Here is a 20,644-nt window from a genome sequence, read left to right on the forward strand (position 1 = left end):
CCCCCGCACCGTCCCGCACCGCCCACGAACCGCCCGTGTCGCCGGAGGAGACGACCGCGCGGCTGCGCCCCGTCCCGGGTGAGGCGCCCGAGCGTGCCGGTGGCGGTGAGGCGTCGGCCAGGGCGACCGCCGCGCGGCGTGCCGTCGGGGCCGTCGACCTGGCGCCGGGGCCCGGCGCCGGACGCCCCTTCGTGTCGTTCGCGCGGCCCGCGATGTACGACGACAGCACCACCCGGCTGCGCCCCGTCGGCTCCTGGGCGCGGCCCCGCGCGGCCGCCGCCGCGACCTGTGTCGTGCTCGGGCTCGGCCTCATCGGCGGCGCGGCGACCGGGAGTTGGCTGACCGGGGAGTCCGTGGCGGGCGGCACCGGCCGCAGCGCGTACACGGTCACCGGCGCGCTCTGGCACAGCGTCCCCGTCGACCGGCTCTTCCCGCCCGAGCTCAAGGGCGAGGGCGCGGGCCCCGGCGGCGCCGACCGCGCCTGGACCCGCATAGCCGTCGCCCCCGACAGCGGCTGCGCGGACGCCTTCGACCCGCTGCTGCGCAAGGCGCTCGCACCGGTCGGCTGTCTGCGCCTGCTCCGCGCCACCTACGCGGACGCCACCCGCAGCCATGTCACCACCGTGGGCCTGCTGTTCACCAAGGCGGATGCCGACGCGATGCAGACGCTGCGGAACCGTTTCACGGAGGAGGGGCTCGACCGGCGCCCCGATCTGATGCCGCGGCCCTACGCCGCCAAGGACACCGCGGCCGACGGCTTCGGCGACGCGCAGCGTGCGTCCTGGACCATCTCCGTGCTGCCGGACGCGCCCGTCGTCGCGTACGCCGTCTCCGGATTCGCCGACGGCCGCGCCGTCACGGACCCGGAGCCCGCCACCGAGGCCATGGGCAGCAACACCACGTCGGCGCCCGCCCAGTCCGGCCTCGGCCACGAGGCGAAAGGCATCGCCGACCGCGTCGAGCGGGGCCTGCGCAAGACCATCGCGACCGCGGCGAAGTCGTCATGAGGGGCAGTGAGGTCGTCATGAGGATGCGGGTCCGCCGACCGCTCGTCGCCGTCGTCGCCGCCGCGCTCGCCCTGGGACCGGCCACCGCCGCCCGCGCCGACGACGGCATCCGCGCCCAGCAGTGGGCCCTCGACGCCATGCACACCAGCCAGGCCTGGCAGACCACCAAGGGCCGGGGCATCACCGTCGCCGTCCTGGACACCGGCATAGACGCCGAGCACCCGGACCTCGTGGGCAGCGTCCTCGAAGGCGAGGACATGGTCGGCTTCGGCGCGGGCCGCGGCGACCGCCCCTGGGCCAGGCACGGCACCGCCATGGCCGGGATCATCGCGGGCCACGGACACGGCGACGGCCGCGCCGACGGGGTGCTCGGCATCGCGCCCGAGGCGAAGATCCTGCCGGTCCGCGTGATCCTGGAGGACGGCGACCCCGCCCGCAAGAAGGCCCGCAGCACCCGTGGCAACGCCCTCGCCGACGGCATCCGCTGGGCCGCCGACCACGGCGCGGACGTCATCAACCTCTCCCTCGGCGACGATTCCAAGTCCGCCCACCCCGAACCGGCCGAGGACGCCGCCGTGCAGTACGCCCTGAAGAAGGGCGTCGCCGTCGTCGCCTCCGCGGGCAACGGCGGCGAGCGCGGCGACCACGTCTCCTACCCGGCCGCCTATCCCGGAGTGATCGCCGCGACGGCCGTCGACGAGAACGGCGACCGCGCCTCCTTCTCCACCCGCCGCTGGTACGCGACCGTCGCCGCGCCCGGCGACGACATCGTCATCGCCGACCCCGACCACAAGTACTACGAGGGGTGGGGCACCAGCGCCGCCTCCGCCTTCGTGTCGGGCGCCGTCGCCCTGATCCGCGCCGCCCACCCCGACCTGAAGCCCGCGCAGATCAAGCAGCTCCTGGAGGACACCGCCCGCGACGCCCCGTCCGGCGGCCGCGACGACGCCCGCGGCTTCGGGCTGATCGACCCGGCGGCCGCGCTCGACCGCGCCGGGCGGCTCAAGCCGCAGGAGCAGCACTCGGCGGCGTACGGAACGGCGTACTTCGGGCACGGCCCGGACGAGGCGAACGCGGACGACGGCCCCGCGGGCTGGGTGGGACCGGCCGCCGGCGGCCTCGGCATCGCCCTGCTCGCCCTGGCGGTCCATCTGTGGCGGACCAGGTCGGGTATGCCCCGTCGCGACTGATTCCGCGGTACGTGGGAGCCGGTCGGCCCGGCCCGGCCCGCGGGCGACTGACAGGGGCACCACAGGCACTCTGTAGGGTCGACACCGTGGCGAACAAGGCGAACAAAGCTGACATGACAGGCGCGGCAGAGACGGCAGACACGGCAGGCGTGACAAGCGCGGCGGACTCAGCGGACGCAGCGAGCGCTCCGGACTCGGCGGGCATTCCGGACTCCGCGGGCAAGAACATTCCCGACCCCGGCTTCTCCGACGACGACGGGACCGCCGACCCCCGGCTGGCCGCGGCCCTCGCCGCCTGGGCCGCGGACCGCACGGCCCACGCCCCCGTCCTGGCAGCCCTGACCGGAGCCCGGCTCCTCGTCCCCGTCGTCGCCGTGCTCGGCGAGGTCGAGGAGGACGAGAACGGCCTGCGCCGCGAGAAGACCAGCGACATGGCGGTCCCCACCCTCAAGGCCGGTGACCGCAAGGCCCTGCCCGCGTTCACCTCCATCGAGGCCCTCGCCCTGTGGGACCCGGCCGCCCGTCCCGTCGCTGTCCCGCTGCCCCAGGCGCTGCAGGCCGCCGCCCACGAGCAGGCCGACACCATCGTCCTGGACCTCGCGGGTCCCGTCCCCTACGAACTGGGCCGCTCCGCCCTGCTCGCCCTCGCCGAGGGCCGCGCCAGCGCCGACCCGCTCGCCGACCCGGCCGTCACCGACGCGGTCCGTGCCGCCGTCGCCGCCGAGTCCGCCGTGCTCCGCGCCCACCTCGGCCCCGGCCGTGCGGACGGCACCCTCGCGCTGGTCCTCGACCCGTCCGCGGACCAGGCCGAGGCCGCCCAGCGCGTGGCGCGGCGGATCGCCGCCGACGAAACACTGAGGGCCCGCCTGGTGCGCGGCCTCGACCTGGCACTCCTGCCGGCCGAGGCGACGCCACCGGGCGAGCCCCTCTACGTACGTACGGTGTGAAGGCTCAGCCGAAGACCGGGCCCGTGTACTTCTCGCCGGGTCCCTGACCCGGCTCGTCGGCCACCACCGACGCCTCGCGGAAGGCCAGCTGCAGAGACTTCAGGCCATCGCGCAGCGGAGCCGCGTGGAACGAGCTGACCTCCGTGGCGCTCGCGTCGAGCAGGCCGGCCAGCGAGTGGATCAGCTTGCGGGCCTCGTCGAGGTCCTTGTGGCCCTCGCCGCCCTCGGCGAGACCGAGGTTCACCGCGGCGGCGCTCATGAGGTGGACCGCCACCGTGGTGATCACCTCGACCGCGGGGACGTCCGCGATGTCACGGGTCAGGGTGTCGAAGTCGGGGGAGTCGGGTCCGGGGGCCGCGGACTCGGGGGTGGGGGTCGTGTCGCTCATGTCCCACACGATATGCCGAGCCCCGGACCGCCCGAGCCGCGGGAGCCGTTGCGCACGGTGGTTCGCCCCACCCCCGGGGAGCTGCTAACCTTGTGTAACGACCGGCTGGATGCCCGCGTGTCAACGCAAGGATCCGGCCCACAAGTGGAGGCTCCGTTCTCCCACCTGACCGCTCCCCGGAGCGGCGGGTCACCGGTCAGGCGGCCGAAGTCCCCGAGGCTTCGGGTCGCCCGATGTGCGCCCCGCGATCACCGCGGAGGTGCTCCGGTAGTACATGGAGCCCCTTCTGTGATCGGACGGGGCATTTTTTGTGGCTCCGCGCGGTTGGTCCAGTTAACAGACGTAACGCGGCTGTCCGCCAGACGGTCGCGTGGTGCTACCGAGGAGGATCCATCAGCGCCGAGCCCCGCATCAACGACCGGATTCGCGTTCCCGAGGTGCGACTTGTCGGTCCCAGCGGCGAGCAGGTCGGGATTGTTCCGCTTGCCAAGGCCCTGGAGCTTGCGCAGGAGTACGACCTTGACCTGGTCGAGGTCGCGGCGAACGCCCGTCCGCCCGTGTGCAAGCTCATGGACTACGGGAAGTTCAAGTACGAGTCGGCCATGAAGGCCCGTGAGGCGCGCAAGAACCAGGCGCACACGGTCATCAAGGAGATGAAGCTCCGGCCGAAGATCGACCCGCACGACTATGACACCAAGAAGGGTCACGTCGTCCGGTTCCTCAAGCAGGGCGACAAGGTCAAGATCACGATCATGTTCCGTGGTCGCGAGCAGTCCCGCCCCGAGCTGGGCTTCCGACTGCTGCAGCGCCTCGCTTCGGACGTCGAGGACCTTGGGTTCATCGAGTCGAACCCGAAGCAGGACGGCCGAAACATGATCATGGTTCTCGGTCCGCACAAGAAGAAGACCGAGGCGATGGCCGAGGCCCGTGAGGCCCAGGCGGCCCGCAAGGCGGACGCGAAGGCCAACCCGGGCCGTTCGCAGAACTCCGCCGAGGGGGAAGAGCTCGCCGAAGCTCCCGCCGAGGCCCCGGCCGAGGCTCCCGCCGAGGCCTGATCCCCGGGGCGCAGGCCCAGGGGATTACAACTGACACATATGGCTCCCGGATGCCCGGTTTCACGACCGGGCATCGGAGCGCCACTGACGAGGAGAGAACGGCGCTATGCCGAAGAACAAGTCGCACAGCGGTGCCAGCAAGCGCTTCAAGGTCACCGGCTCCGGCAAGGTGCTCCGTGAGCGCGCCGGCAAGCGCCACCTGCTCGAGCACAAGTCGTCCCGTCTGACGCGTCGCCTCACCGGCAACGCCGAGATGGCCCCGGGCGACGCCAAGAAGATCAAGAAGCTTCTCGGCAAGTGAGCTCGGGTGCCGGACACGGCACCTGACCTCTGACCGGGACCCAATCGATACCGGGTCGTGTGAGTCCAACCACGGCCCCGCTACAAGGAGTTAACAAGTGGCACGCGTCAAGCGGGCAGTCAACGCCCACAAGAAGCGTCGGGCGATCCTCGAAGCGGCCAGCGGCTACCGCGGCCAGCGCTCGCGCCTGTACCGCAAGGCCAAGGAGCAGGTCACCCACTCCCTGGTCTACAACTACAACGACCGCAAGAAGCGCAAGGGCGACTTCCGTCAGCTGTGGATCCAGCGCATCAACGCCGCTGCCCGCGCCAACGGCATCACCTACAACCGCTTCATCCAGGGTCTGAAGGCCGCCAACATCGAGGTGGACCGCAAGATCCTCGCGGAGCTGGCTGTCAACGACGAGAACGCGTTCGCCGCGCTCGTCGAGGTCGCGCAGAAGGCGCTGCCGAGCGACGTCAACGCGCCCAAGGCAGCCTGACGCCTGCGTCTCGCCTTTGCGTGATTTCGGACCCGTGAGCCGCTTGGCTTACGGGTCCGATTCTGTTCGGGCTCTCGTCTGCCCGCCTGTGTCGTCTGCCGTCCGCGGGTCCGTCGTGGCTGGTCGCGCAGTTCCCCGCGCCCCTTTCAGGGGTGCCTCCGCCCCTATGCCGAAGGTGAGTACATGCCCGCCGCTCCCGAGTTGATCTCCCCCAAGTCGCCCCGTGTCAGTGCCGCGCGGCGGTTGGCCAAGCGGAACTTTCGGGGCAAGGAGCGGCTGTTTCTCGCCGAAGGGCCGCAGGCCGTCCGGGAGGCCGCCGGGCACGGGAAGACGCTCGTCGAGCTGTTCGCCACCGTCGACGCCGCCGAGCGGTACGCCGACATCGTGGGGGAGGCGCGCGACGCCGGGGCCCGTGTGCACCTCGCCGACGAGGACGTCATCGCCGACATCTCGACGACGGTCACCCCGCAGGGCCTCGTCGGCGTCTGCCGGTTCCTCGACGTGCCCTTCGAGGAGATCCTCGCCGCCCGGCCGCGGCTCGTCGCCGTCCTCGCCAACGTCCGCGACCCCGGGAACGCCGGGACCGTGCTGCGCTGCGCGGACGCCGCGGGCGCCGAAGCCGTGATCCTCACGGACGCCTCCGTGGACCTCTACAACCCCAAGTCCGTGCGCGCGTCGGTCGGTTCGCACTTCCATCTGCCGGTCGCCGTCGGCGTACCCGTGGAACAGGCCGTGCAGGGGCTCAAGGACGCGGGCGTCCGGATCCTCGCCGCCGACGGGGCCGGTGAGGACGACCTCGACGCGGAGCTCGACAAGGGCACCATGGGCACCCCGACCGCCTGGATCTTCGGCAACGAGGCCTGGGGGCTTCCGGAGGAGACCCGCGCACTCGCCGACGCGGTGGTGCGCGTTCCGATCCACGGCAGAGCCGAAAGCCTCAACCTCGCGACGGCCGCGGCCGTGTGCCTCTATGCGTCCGCCCGTGCACAGCGCGCCGCCGGAGGGTGCCGCTCCGTCACATCGAGCTAGTAGTGTGACGGGCTCGGGGGGCCCTCTCCCAGGCTCTCGGCTTCTCCCCCACGTTCTAGGCTCCGCCCGGACAGGGGGACTCCCCCGAGCAGGGAGGCACCCCCCACCGACAGTCCGAGAGGTGGGGTACGGGGAATGAGTGTCGGCACGAGCAGAGCACCGGGAGTACAGGACCTCGTCCGTGCTCGCGCGGACCACGGCGGTCCCGGTGACCTCGGCAGCCTGGGACTCGACCCCGACGAGCTGCCCGACGGCCTCGTCGTCGCGGACGAGACGGGCCACGTCATCTGCTTCAACGCGGCGGCGGCCCGGATCACCGCGGTACCGGCGGCGGACGCCCTCGGCGCCCCCCTGGAGCACGCGCTCCCCTTAGAGGACCTCGAAGGCCGCCGCTGGTGGCAGCTGACCGATCCCTACGGCGGCCTCGCCATCCGCGTCGGCCAGCCCGAGCGCAACCTCCTCCTGCCCGGCGGCCGCGAGGTCCTCGTCTCCGCCCGCTACGTCCGCACCGCCCGCACCGGCCCCGTCCGCCGTGTCGTCGTCTCCCTGCGCGACACCGAGGCCCGCCGCCGCACCGAGCGCAGCCACGCCGAGCTGATCGCCACGGTCGCCCACGAGCTCCGCTCGCCGCTCACCTCCGTCAAGGGCTTCACCGCGACACTGCTGGCCAAGTGGGAGAGGTTCACGGACGACCAGAAGAAGCTGATGCTGGAGACCGTGGACGCCGACGCGAACCGCGTCACCCGGCTGATCGCCGAGCTCCTCGACATCTCCCGCATCGATTCCGGACGCCTAGAGCTGCGCCGCCAGCCCGTCGACATAGGCGCGGCCGTCGGGCGCCACATCCAGGCGCACGTCGCCTCGGGCCAGGACGCGGACCGCTTCCTCGTCCGGGTCCAGCAGCCGCTGCCCGACTGCTGGGCGGACCCGGACAAGATCGACCAGGTGCTCAGCAACCTGCTGGAAAATGCCGTGCGGCACGGCGAGGGAACCGTCACCATCGAGGTGGCGCCCTCCTCGTCACCGCGCGAGCGGGGCGGCGCCGAGACGGCCGTGACCGTGAGCGACGAAGGTCCCGGCATTCCGGAGGAATCGATGGGCCGTGTCTTCACCCGCTTCTGGCGGGGCAGCAAGCGCGGCGGGACGGGACTGGGGTTGTACATCGTGAAGGGCATCGTGGAAGCGCACGGCGGGACGATCACTGTCGGCCGCGCATTCGGCGGCGGCGCCCAGTTCCGATTTACGTTGCCCGTGGGGGCCCCGGCGTATCTCCAGTGACCCTGTCGAGGACGCCCTGAGCAGCCCGCGGGCTCATCCGTTCACCGCACCCCCGTTAGACTCGGTGGTTGGCACTTTGTGTCCCCACGTCCGGGACAGCTTGTCTCCGAGTTGTTGACGGGGACCCATCCGCCAGCCAATCGGAAGCACGGGAAGAGATGTCGGCACCGAACAAGTCGTACGACCCTGTTGAGGTCGAGGCACTGAAACCTGAAGAGATCGAGCGGATGCGGGACGAGGCGCTCGCCGCCTTCGCCGCCGCGGACTCCCTCGACGCGCTCCAGGAGGCCAAGGTCGCGCACACCGGCGGCACCTCGCCGCTGGCCCTCGCCAACCGCGAGATCGGCGCGCTGCCCCCGCAGGCCAAGGCCGAGGCGGGCAAGCGCGTCGGCATGGCGCGCGGCGCCGTGAGCAAGGCCCTGGCCGCCCGCCAGACCGAGCTCGAGGCGGAGCGCGACGCCCGCGTCCTGGTCGAGGAGGCAGTGGACGTCACCCTGCCGTACGACCGGACGCCCGCCGGCGCCCGGCACCCGCTGACCACGATGATGGAGCGCGTCGCCGACGTCTTCGTCTCGATGGGCTACGAGGTCGCGGAGGGTCCCGAGGTCGAGGCGGAGTGGTTCAACTTCGACGCCCTGAACTTCACGCCCGACCACCCGGCCCGGCAGATGCAGGACACCTTCTTCGTCGAGGGCCCGAACGGGACCGAGGGCGACGAGTCGGGCGTCGTGCTGCGGACGCACACCTCGCCCGTGCAGGCCCGCGCGCTCCTCGAGCGCCGCGAGCCGCCGGTCTACATCGTCTGCCCCGGCCGCGTGTACCGCACGGACGAGCTCGACGCCACGCACACCCCGGTCTTCCACCAGATCGAGCTGCTCGCCGTCGACGAGGGCCTCACCATGGCCGACCTCAAGGGCACCCTGGACCACATGGTCCAGTCGCTCTTCGGCCCGGACATGAAGACCCGGCTGCGGCCGAACTACTTCCCGTTCACCGAGCCGTCCGCCGAGATGGACATGGTCTGCTACGTGTGCCGTGGCGAGTCCGTCGGCAACCCCGACCGCGCCTGCCGCACCTGTGGCAGCGAGGGCTGGATCGAGCTCGGCGGCTGCGGCATGGTCAACCCCAAGGTGCTCACCGCCTGCGGCGTCGACCCCAAGAAGTACAGCGGATTCGCCTTCGGGTTCGGCATCGAGCGGATGCTGATGTTCCGCCACAACGTCGAAGACATGCGAGACATGGTCGAGGGTGACATCCGGTTCACCCGGCCGTTCGGGATGGAGATCTGATGCGGGTCCCGCTTTCCTGGCTGCGGGAGTACGTCGATCTCCCCGCCACCGAGACCGGCCGTGACGTGCAGGCCAAGCTGATCGAGGTCGGCCTCGAGGTCGAGACCGTCGAGCAGCTCGGCGCCGGCCTCAAGGGCCCGCTCGTCGTGGGCAAGGTCCTCACCATCGAGGAGCTGGAGGGCTTCAAGAAGCCCATCCGCTTCTGCACCGTCGACGTCGGCACCGCCAACGGCACCGGCGCCCCGCAGGAGATCGTCTGCGGCGCCCGGAACTTCGCCGTCGGCGACAAGGTCGTCGTGGTCCTGCCCGGCGCCGTCCTGCCCGGCGACTTCGCCATCGCCGCCCGCAAGACGTACGGCAAGACGTCGCACGGCATGATCTGCTCCGGCGACGAGCTGGGCATGGGCGACGACGGCAGCGGCGGCATCATCGTCCTGCCCCCCGAGCACGAGGTCGGCACCGACGCCATCGAGCTCCTCGAGCTCGTCGACGAGGTGCTGGACATCGCGGTCACGCCCGACCGCGGCTATGCGCTGTCGATGCGCGGCGTCGCCCGCGAGACCGCCATCGCGTACGGCCTGCCGCTGCGCGACCCGGCGCTCCTGGACGTGCCCGCGCCGAACTCCTTCGGCTACCCGGTCAAGATCGGCGACCCGCTCGGCTGCGACCGCTTCACCGCGCGCACCGTCACGGGCCTGCAGCCCGAGGCCCGCTCCCCGATCTGGCTGCAGCGCCGTCTGCAGAAGGTCGGCATGCGCCCGATCTCGCTCGCCGTCGACATCACCAACTACGTGATGATGGAGCTCGGCCAGCCCCTGCACGCGTACGACCGCTCCCGCATCCAGGGCACGATCGGCGTGCGCCGGGCCGAGCAGGGCGAGAAGTTCACCACCCTCGACGGCACCAAGCGCGTGCTGGACGCCGGTGACCTGGTCATCACCGACGACCGCGGCCCGATCGGCCTCGCGGGCGTCATGGGCGGCGCGAACACCGAGATCGCCGACTCCGAGACCGACCCCGAGACAGGGCAGGTCCGCGGCACCACCGAGGTGGTCGTCGAGGCCGCGCACTTCGACGCGATCTCCATCGCCCGCACCGCGCGCCGCCACAAGCTGGCCTCCGAGGCGTCCAAGCGCTTCGAGCGCGGCGTCGACCCGCAGGCCGCGGCCGCCGCCGCGCAACGCACCGTCGACCTGCTCGTGCTCCTCGCGGGCGGCAGCGCCGAGGCCGGTGTCACCGAGGTCATCGCGCCGACCGCGCCGCGCACGATCACGATGCCCGCCGACCACCCGGACAAGGTCGCCGGTGTGGCCTACGGCCGCGAGACCGTCGTGCGACGCCTCCAGGAGGTCGGCTGCGACGTCTACGGCCAGGACGACCTCACGGTCACCGTGCCGTCGTGGCGTCCCGACCTCGCCGAGCCGAACGACCTCGCCGAAGAGGTCATCCGCCTCGAGGGGTACGAGAACCTGCCCTCGACCCTGCCGAAGCCCCCCGCGGGCCGGGGCCTGACCGAGCGGCAGCGGCTGCACCGCCGTGTCGGCCGCGCGCTGGCCGGCGCGGGCTACGTCGAGTCGCTGAGCTACCCCTTCATCGGGGAGGGCGTCTTCGACCAGCTGGGTCTCGACGCGGACGACACCGCCCGCCGTGTGGTCAAGCTCGTCAACCCGCTCTCCGACGAGGAGCCCGCGCTCCGCACGACGCTGCTGCCGGGCCTGCTCTCGGCGCTGCGCCGCAACGACGGCCGGGGCTCGCACGACCTGGCGCTCTTCGAGACGGGTCTTGTCTTCCACCCTCAGGAAGAGCTGAAGGCCGCCGGGCGCCTGCCCGTCGACCGGCGCCCCACGGACGAGGAGATCGCCTCCCTCACCGCGGCGCTGCCCGTCCAGCCCCGGCACGCCGCCGTCGTCCTCGCGGGCGCCCGCGAGCAGGCCGGCTGGTGGGGCAAGGGCCGCCCGGCCGACTGGGCGGACGCCGTCGAGGCGGCGCGGACCATCGCCCGTGAGGCCGGTGTCGAGCTCATCGTCGACCAGGGGCAGTACGGCCCGTGGCACCCGGGCCGCTGCGCCGAGCTGAAGGTCGTCGTCGACGGCGATATCGTCTCCGTCGGGCACGCCGGTGAGCTGCACCCGCGCGTCGTCAAGGCGCTCGGCGTGCCCGCGCGCACCTGCGCGATGGAGCTCGACCTGGACGGTCTGGAGCAGGCCGGTGAAGGGGTGCTGCGGGCGCCGCGGATCTCCACCTTCCCGGTGGCCACGCAGGACGTCGCGCTGGTCGTCGACAAGGACGTGCCGGCCGCCGTGGTCGAGTACTACCTGAGCGGCGGGGCGGGTGAACTCCTGGAGTCCATCCGGCTGTTCGACGTCTTCGAGGGCGAGCAGATCGGCGAGGGCAAGAAGTCCCTGGCGTACGCGCTGCGCTTCCGCGCGGCCGACCGCACGCTCACCGTCGACGAGGCCTCCGCGGCCCGTGACGCGGCCGTCGCGCTGGCGGCCGAGCGGACGGGCGCGGTGCTGCGCGGAGCGTAGTGACTGTGCGTAGGTGATAACAGGCGCACAAGGGGCGTAAAGAGGGGCTTATCCGGACCACCGGATAGGCCCCTCACTCGTTTGAGTGACATCAAACGGCACTCTGGCCCGATCGGCCCATATGGTCGACACAATCATTCCGGCCGTAGGGGTCAGCCTGCGCGCTGAACCGGGCCTAGGGGGGCCGTCGGCATGATCCGTCTCAAGGCTGGGGCTCCCTGCCGGTCGACGCTCCGGGCAAGGATGCGGGCGACGTTGCGCGGGCGGTGCCCGCGCATCCGCCGCAGAAGAGCACGGGCAGCGCGCCGGCCGCTCGCCTGCATGGAGCGCCCCGGCACCCGACGCCTGCTCTCCCTGGGGCTGCCGACGGTGTGGGGCGCCGTCGCCATCACGTACAAACTGGCCTGCCCGCTCGCCCAGGAGGAGAACATGGGGGCGCGGATCGTCAGCAGCGCCGTCTTCTTCGCCGTCGGGACCGGGCTGATACTGCACGTCCGGCGGGCACTGCTGCGGGAGTTGCGGCAGATGCGCGAGGTCGCGGGCGCCGCGCAGAACGTACTCCTGAGGCCCTTGCCGTCCCGCGTCGAAGGGCTCGCTCTCGCCGCCGGGCGGCTCTCCGCGTCACGCGGCGCCTCCGTCGGGGGCGATCTCTACGAGGTGGTGGCCACCGACCACGGCGTCCGCGTCGTCATGGGGGACGTCCGGGGCCACGGCCTCGCCGCCATCGGGACCGTCGCCGCCGTGCTCGGCAGCTTCCGCGAGGCCGCGCACGACGAACCGGAACTGCCCCTGGTGCTGCGGCGCCTGGAGCGGGCCCTCGGACGGCACCTGCGCGAGCGCGCACGGGCCGAGCACCCGGCGGGCGGCGGCACCCCGCCGGAGACCCCGCTGGCCGAGGAGTTCGTCACCGTCCTGCTCCTGGAGATCGACAGGGACGGCGGGATCTCCGCGCTGAACTGCGGCCACCCCTGGCCCCATCTGCTCAGCGGCACCGCGCGGCCCCTGACGGACGGGGAGCCGCTGCCGCCCCTCGGCTCCTTCCCGCTCCCCGCCGACCTCCCGGTGCTCGGCTGCGGACGGCTGCTGCCCGGCGAGGCGCTCGTGCTGCACACGGACGGTATGGAGGACGCGCGCGACGTAGCGGGGACGTTCTTCCCGCTGCGGGCCGTGCTGGCCGAGGCGGCCCGCGTCCCGCCGGTCTCGCCGCAGGGCCTCATCCGCGCGGTCTGCACCCGACTGCTGCGCCACACCGGACGGTTGCCGACCGACGACGCTGCGCTGCTCGTGCTGCGCAACGACCGCAGCAGGATCCCCCTGCAGCAGCCCGAGCCGGATCGGCACGCACCCACCATGAGCGGCGGATGACCGAGGACGCGCATGCGCCATCCGCCCCGCCATGGAGTTGTCGGGCAGACGGCGGGACGGACGGCGCCGATGAGGGCCGCCGCACTGTATGAGGGGGGAGCCGGCGGCCCGGTCGGCCTCCTTACCTGATGAGGCATCTCAGTCAAGCGATCCCACACCCCATGCGGCAGAGCGCACACCCCCCGGATTCGAGCACTCCGTTCACACCCCGTGTGAAGCCCCCTCAACTAGTCTGAGCAGCACCGAGCCACCGGAGGGCATTCATGCAGCCCAATACCCTGCTCGACGCGATCCTCGACGAAGCCGGGATCTCCCACGCGGGACTTGCCGCACATGTGAACCAGGCGGGCAGGTCCAGAGGCCTCGCACTGCGGTACGAACACACCGCCGTGTCCCGCTGGTTGAAGGGCCAGCGGCCGCGCGGCCAAGTGCCCGACCTGATCTGTGAAGTGCTCGCCGCCCGGCTGCAGCGACCCGTCACCCTGGACGACATCGGCCTCGGGCTGCCCGGCGTGCCCGCGGCCCGGGTCGGCACGGCCGCGTCCACCCTCTCGGGCTTCGTGGAGCGGGCCACCGCCCTGTGGCGCTCGGACGAACAGCAGCGCCCGCACCTGCTCGGCGCCCCCGCCGTCACCGGAACACCCGCCGTGATGCCGGTCTGGGAGTGGGAGAACCCGCCCGAGGACGTCGACGTGTCCCGCGGCGGACGGCACCCCGTGAGCACGGCCGACATCGAGATGATGCGCGCCGCCCGCGCCCATTACGAGCAGATGTACCGCAAGACCGGCGGCATCGCGACCCGCACCCGCATCGTCGGCTTCCTCGACGCCGAGGCCGCGCCCCTGCTGCGCGGCAGCTACACCGACGAGATGGGCCGCCAACTGCACCGGTCCACGGGCGGGTTGGTCGCCATCGCCGGGATCTGCGCCTACGACTCGGACGCGCACGGTCTGGCCCAGCGCTACTTCCACCAGGCGCTGCGCCTGGCCAAGGCCAGCGGCGACACCGGGCTCGGCGCGTATGTGATCGCGCTCCTCGTCAACCAGTCGCTGTTCATGCGCGAGTACCGCCAGGCCGTGGCGTTCGCGGAGGCCGCGCTGCGGGCCGCCGGGCGCGACCTCACCCCGGCGCTCGCCTCCGACCTGTACGCGATGCAGGCCAAGGCGTACGCACACCTGGGCGACGGCAGGAGCGCGCTGTCGTGCATCCGGCGTGCGGAGGCCGCGGCCGATCGGATCCTGCGCGGCCGCGAGCCGGACGAGACGGGCTATGTCCAGCCCGGTCTCGTCAATGTGCAAGTGGCGGAGGCGCTGCTCAGTCTGGGTGATCTCGTCAGCGCCCGCGAGCACGCCGCGGCGGCCGTGGACACTCCGGCGCACGACCGGGGGCGGGTGCACCGCCTGGCCATGCTCAGCCAGATCGAGCTGCGCCAGGGCAACACCGACGAGGCGGTGGTCACTGCCGTGGAAATGGCGGAACAGGCACGGGGGATGGAGTCCCAGAGACTCCGCGACCGGCTGCGGGCGGTGCGCGAGCACCTGGTCCGCAGCGACTGCGCGGGCACGGCCGAGGCGGCCGAGCTCATCGACGGAGCGCTGCGCGTGCCGCTGTGACATGCCCCGGGCGCCGTCGGTGCGGCGGCGTGCGCACACACCGTTCCGAGCCGCACACACGCTGCTCCGAAGTTTCCTCTGCTGCGATATTGCCATCTACCCGTCGGAAGGTGGCAGAACCGTGCAGTGGACGAAACAGAGCGAACAAACTGTGTATGGAAACCGTTGGTTCACGGTCAATCTCGCCGATGTCGAGCTGCCCGACGGCCGGCATCTGGACCACTTCCTCATAAGGATGCGGCCCGTCGCCGTGGCCACGGTCGTCAACGACGCCAATGAGGTGCTCCTGCTGTGGCGGCACCGCTTCATCACCGACAGCTGGGGCTGGGAACTCGCGGCAGGCGTCGTCGAGGACGGCGAGGACATCGCGTACGCGGCGGCACGAGAAATGGAGGAGGAGACCGGGTGGCGACCGGGCCCGCTGCGGCACCTCATGAGCGTCGAGCCGTCCAACGGGCTCACCGACGCCCGGCACCACATCTACTGGTCCGACGAAGGGACGTACATCGGTGATCCCGAAGACGCCTTCGAGTCGGACCGCCGTGAGTGGGTCCCGCTCAAACTGGTTCCCGACATGGTGGCCCGTGGGGAGGTCCCGGCCGCCAACATGGCCGCGGCACTCCTCCTCCTGCACCATCTGCGCCTCGGTCAGGACGCGCGCTGACTAATGGCCGATGGCCTGCCAGACCGCTACGGCGATGGCCGCGACCGCCGCGAGCGCGACGATCGTGGGCAGGGGCCAGCGGGTGTTCTCCAGCGCGGCGACCCGGGCCTCCATGGTCTCCACGTTCTTGGCGGTCTGTTCGTCGTGCTGACTGAGCAACGCAAGCCGTCCGTCGACGCGGGCAAGACCCACGTCCAGGCTACGGCGTAACTCAGCGAGTTCTTCCGGGACCACGGCACTCTCGCCGTCGATGGTCACGAGTCCACTCCTCTCTGTAGTGGCGCGTCCCCCCTTCATCCGCACAGGAAGTCAACTCGCCTGGTGAGCAGGGCGGGAGAGTGTGCGATGGGCATATGCGAGCCCGCCGCGCACACCCTGTGCGAACGCCGCGGGCCCGGCACTCGCAGGAGTGCCGGGCCCGTCGGGTACGGAGCGTGTTCGTACGGGGAGTGAGCGCCGCGTACGTCGCCCGGCGTACGTGGGTCGCCGGACGTACGCGGTGGTCAGGCGTACGTGTAGAAGCCCGAGCCGGACTTCCGGCCGAGGCGGCCCGCGTCCACCATCCGCTGCAGCAGCGGGGGAGCGGCGTACAGCGGCTCCTTGTATTCGGTGTACATGGAGTCGGCGACCGAGGCGACCGTGTCCAGGCCGATCAGGTCGGAGAGCTTGAGCGGCCCCATCGGGTGGGCGCAGCCCATCTCCATGCCGTTGTCGATGTCCTCGCGGCTCGCGATGCCCGACTCGAACATCCGGATGGCGGAGAGCAGATACGGAATCAGCAGCGCGTTCACCACGAAGCCCGAGCGGTCCTGGGCGCGGATCGCGTGCTTGCCGAGGACCTTCTCGACCATGGCCTGGGCGCGGCTGATGGTGCCCTCGGACGTGGTCAGCGCGGGGATCAGCTCGACGAGCTGCTGCACCGGCGCCGGGTTGAAGAAGTGGATGCCGATGACCTGGTCGGGACGCGAGGTCGCGACGGCCAGCTTCACCAGCGGGATGGAGGAGGTGTTGGAGGCGAGGATCGCGTCCTGCCGGGTCACCACCTGGTCGAGCACCTGGAAGATCTCGGTCTTGACCTGCTCGTTCTCCACCACGGCCTCGATGACCAGGTCACGGTCGGCGAACTCGCCGAGGTCCGTGGTGAAGCTGAGGCGGGCCAGCGTCTCGTCGCGCTCCTCCTCGGAGATCTTGCCGCGCTCGGCCGCCTTGGAGAGGGAGTTGTACAGCCGCGTCCGCCCGATTTCCAGGGCTTCACCGGTGGTCTCCGCGACCTTCACGTCCAGTCCGGAGCGGGCGCAGACCTCTGCGATTCCGGCGCCCATCTGGCCACAGCCCACCACTCCGACGCGTGCGATATCGGTCATGGAGTCGGTCACCTCGTGCCTTTCGCTGATCAACGGGGCCGGCAGGTCCCCCGTACGGTCTCGGTGCCTGCCTCGGCCGTGAACGTTACTCCGCAATGAGGGGGCCATGACGGGCCGGGTCGGGCATGCTGAGCCCAACCGGCAAGGGGTGTCGGTGCACAGCGAGCTCAGGGGGCATGCAGATGAGGCGTATGTCACGTCGGGGTTTCTCCGTGGTGGCCGCCGCGACGGTGGCCGGCCTGGCGACGGCGGGGGACGCGGTCGCCGCGTCCGGCCGCCGCCCGAAGAAGGGCCGCGAACTGCGCGGCATGTGGCTGGCGAGCGTCGTCAACCGTGACTGGCCGTCCAAGCCGGGGCTCCCGGCGGCACAGCAGCGCAGCGAATTGCTGGCCTATCTGGACTCGGCCGTGAACCGCAGACTGAACGCGGTGGTCTTCCAGGTGAGGCCCACCGCCGACGCGCTGTGGCCCTCACCGTACGAGCCGTGGTCGGAGTATCTGACCGGCGTGCAGGGCAAGGACCCGGGCTGGGACCCGCTGGGCACCGCCGTGCAGGAGGCGCACCGCAGGGGCCTGGAGCTGCACGCGTGGTTCAACCCCTTCCGGATCGCCAACCACACGGACCCGTCCCGTCTGGTGGCCACGCACCCCGCGCGGGTGCACCCCGACTGGGTCGTGCCGTACGGCGGGAAGCTCTACTACAACCCGGGCCTGCCCGCGGTGCGGCGCTTCGTGCAGGACGCGATGCTCGACGCCGTGCGCCGCTATCCGATCGACGCGGTGCACTGGGACGACTACTTCTACCCGTATCCGGTCGCAGGTCAGGTCTTCGACGACGACGACGCCTTCGAGCGGTACGGCAGCGGTTTCCCGGACCGGGCCTCGTGGCGGCGGGACAACATCGACCGGCTGGTGCGCGAGATGGCCCGGCGGGTGAAGAAGGCGCGGGCGCGCACCCAGTTCGGGATCAGCCCCTTCGCGGTCTGGCGCAACATCGCCACCGACCCGATCGGCTCGGACACCCGGGCGGGCGTACAGACCTACGACGACCTGTACGCGGACACCCGCGGCTGGGTGAAGAAGGGCTGGATCGACTACATCGTCCCGCAGGTGTACTGGAACATCGGCTTTCCCGCCGCGGACTACGCGAAGCTCATCCCGTGGTGGAGCGACGTCGTGCGGGGTACGGGCGTGCGCCTGTACATCGGCGAGGCCCTGTACAAGGCGGGCGATCCGGCCCAGCCCGCGGCCTGGCAGGACCCGGCGGAGCTGTCCCGGCACCTCACGTACGCCGACGGCTTCCCCGAGGTGCGCGGGCACGTCTACTTCTCGGCGAAGGAGGTGGGCGTCGACAAGATCGGCGCGATGGCACGGGTGGTCGCCGACCACTATCAGGATCCCGCGAAGCCGCCGCGCTGATCCCGGTGGTTCGCTGACCCCGACGGGTCATGGGGCCGGGTTCTGATGCCGCACGACGGTGTCGGGGCCCGGCGACATCACGGTCTCGTGGCCGTCCTCGAAGCGGACGCGGTACGGCGGCCCGCCGTCCGTCCCCAGCACCTCGACGACCTGCGCGATCCGGTCGTGCTGCCCGACGATCCTGCCGTGCACCACCAGCTCGTCGCCTACGGTTGCACGCATCTGGAGTGCCCCCTCGTCCCGCTCTGCGGTCGCGATCCGTGGCCGCAAGTGTACGACGGGCAGGGGGAGTTGGGACCTGTCGGGCGGACAAACCGTCAGCCGCGGGACCGTTGGGTGACCGCGATGCAGACGAGGACGGCGGCCGCCGTGAGCGGTGCGGCGACGGGGAGGTGCTCGCCGAGCAGGAACACCGACCACACGAGGGTCAGGAGCGGCTGGGCGAGCTGGAGCTGGCTGGCCTTGGGGATGCCGATCGCCGCCATGCCGCGGTACCAGACGACCAGGCCGAGGAACTGCGAGCCGATCGCGGAGTACACCAGGCCCGCCGTGCTGTGCCCGGTGAGCCGGAAGGATTCGTGGGGCAGGGCCACGGCCGCGCCCGCGACGCAGAGCGGCAGGCAGAGGATCAGCGCCCAGCCGATGACCTGCCAGCCGGGCATCTCGCGGGCGAGCCGGCCGCCCTCCGTGTACCCGGCGGCGCAGATCAGCAGCGCGCCGAAGAGATAGAGGTCGGCGGTGGTCAGGGCGCCGCCGCTCTGCTGCACGGTGAACGCGATGACGGCCGCGGCCCCGGCGAGCGCCGCCGCCCAGAACGTGCGCGAGGGGCGCGCGCCGGTGCGCAGCACCGAGAAGACGGCGGTCGTCAGGGGGAGCAGGCCGACGACCACGGCCGCGTGCGCGGTGGTGGAGGTCTGCAGCGCGAGCGTGGTGAGCAGCGGGAAGCCGACGACGACTCCGGCGCCGACCACCGCGAGCCCTGCCCAGTGGCGGCGGTGCGGGACCGCGACGCGCAGCGCGAGCAGACAGCCGCCCGCGACGAGCGCGCTGAGCACGCCGCGCAGGGTCACGAAGCTCCAGGGGCCGATGCCTTCGAGGCCCCATGCGGTGGAGGGGAAGGTGAGGGAGAAGGCGATGACGCCGAGGGCGGCCATCAGGGTGCCGGTGCGGCGTGTGCCCGCCGGGGCCGGGGTCGCGGTGCCAGGGGCGGGGACCGCTATCCGGGTCGGGCGAGTAGCGCTATCCTGTGCTGTCATGCATGACAGTAGCAGTGTGGTCGACCTGGCGAAACAGCTCCGGAGTGAGCTCGACCGCTACTCACCAGGAGGGAAGCTGCCGTCCAGCCGGGCGATCGTGGAGCGGTTCAGGGTGAGCCCCGTGACCGTCTCCCGGGCCCTGGCGCAGCTGTCCGCCGAAGGCCTCGTCGTCACCCGCCCCGGCGCGGGCGTCTTCCGCGCCGAGCCGTCGGTGTCCGCACCCGTCGGGGACACCTCGTGGCAGGAGGTGGCGCTGAGCGCCGACGCCACCACGGAGCTCGTGCCGCGCTCGGTCGACGCCTCCGGAGTCCTGGCCACGCTCGCCGCCCCGCCGTCGGGCATCATCGAGTTCAACGGCGGCTATCTCGACCCCGCGCTGCAGCCCGAACGCGCGATGGCGGCGGCCCTCGCCCGCGCGGGGCGCCGGCCCGGCGCGTGGGGGCGGCCGCCGGTCGACGGCCTGCCGGAGCTCCGGGAGTGGTTCGCGCGGGGCATCGGCGGGGCGATCACGGCCGCGGAGGTGCTGATCACGGCGGGCGGCCAGAGCGCGCTGACGACGGCGCTGCGGGCACTCGCCCCGCCCGGTGCGCCGGTCCTGGTCGAGTCCCCGACGTATCCGGGCATGCTCGCCATCGCGCGTGCGGCAGGGCTGCGGCCGGTGCCCGTGCCTGTCGACACGGACGGGGTGCGCCCCCGGCTCCTGGCGGAGGCCTTCCGGGCCACGGGCGCCCGCGTCTTCGTCTGCCAGCCGCTGTTCCAGAACCCGACCGGTGCCGTGCTCTCCGCCGAGCGCCGCCCCGAGGTCCTGCGGATGGCCCGCGAGGCGGGGGCGTTCGTCATCGAGGACGACTTCGTGCGCCGCCTCGTCCACGAGGACGCCGGGCCGCTGCCGCGCCCGTTGTCGTCCGACGACCCCGACGGCGTCGTCGTCCACGTCTGCTCGCTCACCAAGGCCACCTCGCCGAGCTTCCGCGTCAGCGCGCTCGCGGCCCGCGGCCCGGTCCTCGAACGGCTGCGCGCCATCCAGGTCGTCGACCACTTCTTCGTGCCGAGGCCCCTCCAGGAGGCGGCGCTCGAACTGGTGGGATCGCCGGCCTGGCCGCGCCATCTGCGGGCCGTGGCGGGCGAGTTGAAGGAGCGCAGGGACGCCCTGTCGGCGGCGCTGCGGTTGCGGCTGCCCGAGTTCTCGGTGCCGCACATCCCGGCGGGCGGCTACAACCTGTGGCTGCGGCTGCCCGACGGCGTCGACGAGTCCGCGTTCGCCTCCGCGGCCCTGCGCGCGGGTGTGGCCGTGGCCCCGGGCCGCCCGTACTTCGCGGCCGAACCCCCGGCCGGACACGTCCGGCTCAGCTTCGCCGCGGTCGCCGGGGTGGGGGAGATCACCGAGGGGGTACGCAGACTGCGGGTGGCCTGTGACGAGGTGCTCGGGTAGGCGAGGGCTCGGGTGGCGGGGACGGGCGCCCGTCCCTCG

At 72.1% G+C, this 20,644-nt stretch carries 20 protein-coding genes; 15 read left to right on the top strand and 5 right to left on the bottom strand.

The genetic code is table 11. The features are described from left to right. The 3 genes from AOK03_RS06080 to AOK03_RS06090 all read left to right on the top strand — a co-directional run. Positions 1–1,007, top strand: a 1,007-nt coding sequence (locus AOK03_RS06080) for a hypothetical protein (RefSeq protein WP_244177503.1), incomplete at its 5' end; no start/stop codon positions are given. 17 nt (positions 1,008–1,024) lie between these two features. Beyond that, positions 1,025–2,197 carry a type VII secretion-associated serine protease mycosin gene (gene mycP, locus AOK03_RS06085; protein ID WP_055564126.1) on the top strand — a complete coding sequence of 391 codons (1,173 nt, stop codon included), beginning with the start codon at positions 1,025–1,027 and terminating at the stop codon, positions 2,195–2,197. Positions 2,198–2,310: 113 nt separating this feature from the next. Further along, positions 2,311–3,144 carry an SseB family protein gene (locus AOK03_RS06090; protein WP_079074519.1) on the top strand — a complete coding sequence of 278 codons (834 nt, stop codon included), beginning with the start codon at positions 2,311–2,313 and terminating at the stop codon, positions 3,142–3,144. A gap of 4 nt (positions 3,145–3,148) precedes the next feature. Here the strand turns inward: AOK03_RS06090 and AOK03_RS06095 are convergent, their stop codons facing one another. Next, complete coding sequence (locus AOK03_RS06095; protein WP_055564127.1) at positions 3,149–3,532, bottom strand: DUF1844 domain-containing protein; 384 nt, start codon at positions 3,530–3,532, stop codon at positions 3,149–3,151. Between the two features lie 392 nt (positions 3,533–3,924). Here AOK03_RS06095 and infC point away from each other — a divergent pair, with 392 nt between their 5' ends. The 10 genes from infC to AOK03_RS06145 all read left to right on the top strand — a co-directional run bounded on the left by infC (position 3,925) and on the right by AOK03_RS06145 (position 15,135). After that, on the top strand, positions 3,925–4,587 hold the full coding sequence (infC, locus tag AOK03_RS06100; RefSeq protein ID WP_208609506.1) for a translation initiation factor IF-3: 663 nt from the start codon (positions 3,925–3,927) through the stop codon (positions 4,585–4,587). A 106-nt stretch (positions 4,588–4,693) separates the two neighbouring features. Further along, positions 4,694–4,888, top strand: coding sequence for a 50S ribosomal protein L35 (gene rpmI, locus AOK03_RS06105; protein WP_007829094.1), 195 nt, complete (start codon positions 4,694–4,696; stop codon positions 4,886–4,888). 97 nt (positions 4,889–4,985) lie between these two features. Next, entirely contained in the window at positions 4,986–5,369 is a 384-nt protein-coding gene (gene rplT / locus AOK03_RS06110; RefSeq protein ID WP_055564129.1) for a 50S ribosomal protein L20, read from the top strand. A 183-nt stretch (positions 5,370–5,552) separates the two neighbouring features. After that, a complete protein-coding gene (locus tag AOK03_RS06115; protein ID WP_055564130.1) occupies positions 5,553–6,398 on the top strand; it encodes a TrmH family RNA methyltransferase in 846 nt (281 codons plus the stop codon). Positions 6,399–6,533: 135 nt separating this feature from the next. Further along, positions 6,534–7,676, top strand: coding sequence for a sensor histidine kinase (locus AOK03_RS06120; RefSeq protein WP_055564131.1), 1,143 nt, complete (start codon positions 6,534–6,536; stop codon positions 7,674–7,676). A gap of 158 nt (positions 7,677–7,834) precedes the next feature. Then, the gene (pheS, locus tag AOK03_RS06125; protein WP_055564132.1) at positions 7,835–8,965 is read left to right on the top strand and encodes a phenylalanine--tRNA ligase subunit alpha; all 1,131 of its coding nucleotides are present in this window, start codon (positions 7,835–7,837) and stop codon (positions 8,963–8,965) included. Continuing rightward, positions 8,965–11,493, top strand: a complete 2,529-nt coding sequence (gene pheT / locus AOK03_RS06130; protein ID WP_055564133.1) for a phenylalanine--tRNA ligase subunit beta — start codon at positions 8,965–8,967, stop codon at positions 11,491–11,493. Before pheS ends, pheT begins: the two co-directional genes overlap by 1 nt. A gap of 321 nt (positions 11,494–11,814) precedes the next feature. Further along, positions 11,815–12,858, top strand: coding sequence for a PP2C family protein-serine/threonine phosphatase (locus AOK03_RS06135; RefSeq protein ID WP_055564134.1), 1,044 nt, complete (start codon positions 11,815–11,817; stop codon positions 12,856–12,858). A gap of 263 nt (positions 12,859–13,121) precedes the next feature. Next, positions 13,122–14,471: an NsdA family TPR-like regulatory protein gene (locus tag AOK03_RS06140; protein ID WP_055564135.1), complete on the top strand. Its 1,350-nt coding sequence runs from the start codon at positions 13,122–13,124 to the stop codon at positions 14,469–14,471. A gap of 121 nt (positions 14,472–14,592) precedes the next feature. Further along, the gene (locus tag AOK03_RS06145) at positions 14,593–15,135 is read left to right on the top strand and encodes an NUDIX hydrolase (RefSeq protein ID WP_055564136.1); all 543 of its coding nucleotides are present in this window, start codon (positions 14,593–14,595) and stop codon (positions 15,133–15,135) included. Here the strand turns inward: AOK03_RS06145 and AOK03_RS06150 are convergent, their stop codons facing one another. Beyond that, positions 15,136–15,393, bottom strand: a complete 258-nt coding sequence (locus AOK03_RS06150) for a hypothetical protein (protein WP_055564137.1) — start codon at positions 15,391–15,393, stop codon at positions 15,136–15,138. A 245-nt stretch (positions 15,394–15,638) separates the two neighbouring features. Next, on the bottom strand, positions 15,639–16,499 hold the full coding sequence (locus AOK03_RS06155) for a 3-hydroxybutyryl-CoA dehydrogenase (RefSeq protein ID WP_055564144.1): 861 nt from the start codon (positions 16,497–16,499) through the stop codon (positions 15,639–15,641). 182 nt (positions 16,500–16,681) lie between these two features. Here AOK03_RS06155 and AOK03_RS06160 point away from each other — a divergent pair, with 182 nt between their 5' ends. Beyond that, a complete protein-coding gene (locus AOK03_RS06160) occupies positions 16,682–17,917 on the top strand; it encodes a glycoside hydrolase family 10-like protein (protein WP_079074525.1) in 1,236 nt (411 codons plus the stop codon). A 27-nt stretch (positions 17,918–17,944) separates the two neighbouring features. Here the strand turns inward: AOK03_RS06160 and AOK03_RS06165 are convergent, their stop codons facing one another. Beyond that, a complete protein-coding gene (locus AOK03_RS06165) occupies positions 17,945–18,139 on the bottom strand; it encodes a DUF1918 domain-containing protein (RefSeq protein WP_055564139.1) in 195 nt (64 codons plus the stop codon). A gap of 95 nt (positions 18,140–18,234) precedes the next feature. Continuing rightward, positions 18,235–19,173, bottom strand: coding sequence for a DMT family transporter (locus AOK03_RS06170; RefSeq protein WP_079074523.1), 939 nt, complete (start codon positions 19,171–19,173; stop codon positions 18,235–18,237). On the opposite strand from AOK03_RS06170, the gene AOK03_RS06175 reads away from it, so the two are divergent. Then, a complete protein-coding gene (locus AOK03_RS06175) occupies positions 19,172–20,605 on the top strand; it encodes an aminotransferase-like domain-containing protein (protein ID WP_055564141.1) in 1,434 nt (477 codons plus the stop codon). The genes AOK03_RS06170 and AOK03_RS06175 overlap by 2 nt on opposite strands. The last annotated feature ends 39 nt before the right edge of the window (positions 20,606–20,644 follow it).

The sequence above is a fragment of the Streptomyces atriruber genome, from assembly GCF_001418325.1.
Taxonomy (GTDB): domain Bacteria; phylum Actinomycetota; class Actinomycetes; order Streptomycetales; family Streptomycetaceae; genus Streptomyces; species Streptomyces atriruber.

Excerpts from the sequence above, each read along its gene's own strand:
- AOK03_RS06120 (WP_055564131.1), top strand. The coding sequence starts at position 6,534 with ATGAGTGTCGGCACGAGCAGAGCACCGGGAGTACAGGACCTCGTCCGT.
- pheS (WP_055564132.1), top strand. The coding sequence starts at position 7,835 with ATGTCGGCACCGAACAAGTCGTACGACCCTGTTGAGGTCGAGGCACTG.
- mycP (WP_055564126.1), top strand. The coding sequence starts at position 1,025 with ATGAGGATGCGGGTCCGCCGACCGCTCGTCGCCGTCGTCGCCGCCGCG.
- AOK03_RS06090 (WP_079074519.1), top strand. The coding sequence starts at position 2,311 with ATGACAGGCGCGGCAGAGACGGCAGACACGGCAGGCGTGACAAGCGCG.
- AOK03_RS06170 (WP_079074523.1), bottom strand. The coding sequence starts at position 19,173 with ATGACAGCACAGGATAGCGCTACTCGCCCGACCCGGATAGCGGTCCCC.
- AOK03_RS06175 (WP_055564141.1), top strand. The coding sequence starts at position 19,172 with ATGCATGACAGTAGCAGTGTGGTCGACCTGGCGAAACAGCTCCGGAGT.
- AOK03_RS06165 (WP_055564139.1), bottom strand. The coding sequence starts at position 18,139 with ATGCGTGCAACCGTAGGCGACGAGCTGGTGGTGCACGGCAGGATCGTC.
- rpmI (WP_007829094.1), top strand. The coding sequence starts at position 4,694 with ATGCCGAAGAACAAGTCGCACAGCGGTGCCAGCAAGCGCTTCAAGGTC.
- AOK03_RS06115 (WP_055564130.1), top strand. The coding sequence starts at position 5,553 with ATGCCCGCCGCTCCCGAGTTGATCTCCCCCAAGTCGCCCCGTGTCAGT.
- AOK03_RS06155 (WP_055564144.1), bottom strand. The coding sequence starts at position 16,499 with ATGACCGATATCGCACGCGTCGGAGTGGTGGGCTGTGGCCAGATGGGC.
- pheT (WP_055564133.1), top strand. The coding sequence starts at position 8,965 with ATGCGGGTCCCGCTTTCCTGGCTGCGGGAGTACGTCGATCTCCCCGCC.
- AOK03_RS06135 (WP_055564134.1), top strand. The coding sequence starts at position 11,815 with ATGGAGCGCCCCGGCACCCGACGCCTGCTCTCCCTGGGGCTGCCGACG.
- AOK03_RS06095 (WP_055564127.1), bottom strand. The coding sequence starts at position 3,532 with ATGAGCGACACGACCCCCACCCCCGAGTCCGCGGCCCCCGGACCCGAC.
- AOK03_RS06140 (WP_055564135.1), top strand. The coding sequence starts at position 13,122 with ATGCAGCCCAATACCCTGCTCGACGCGATCCTCGACGAAGCCGGGATC.
- AOK03_RS06160 (WP_079074525.1), top strand. The coding sequence starts at position 16,682 with ATGAGGCGTATGTCACGTCGGGGTTTCTCCGTGGTGGCCGCCGCGACG.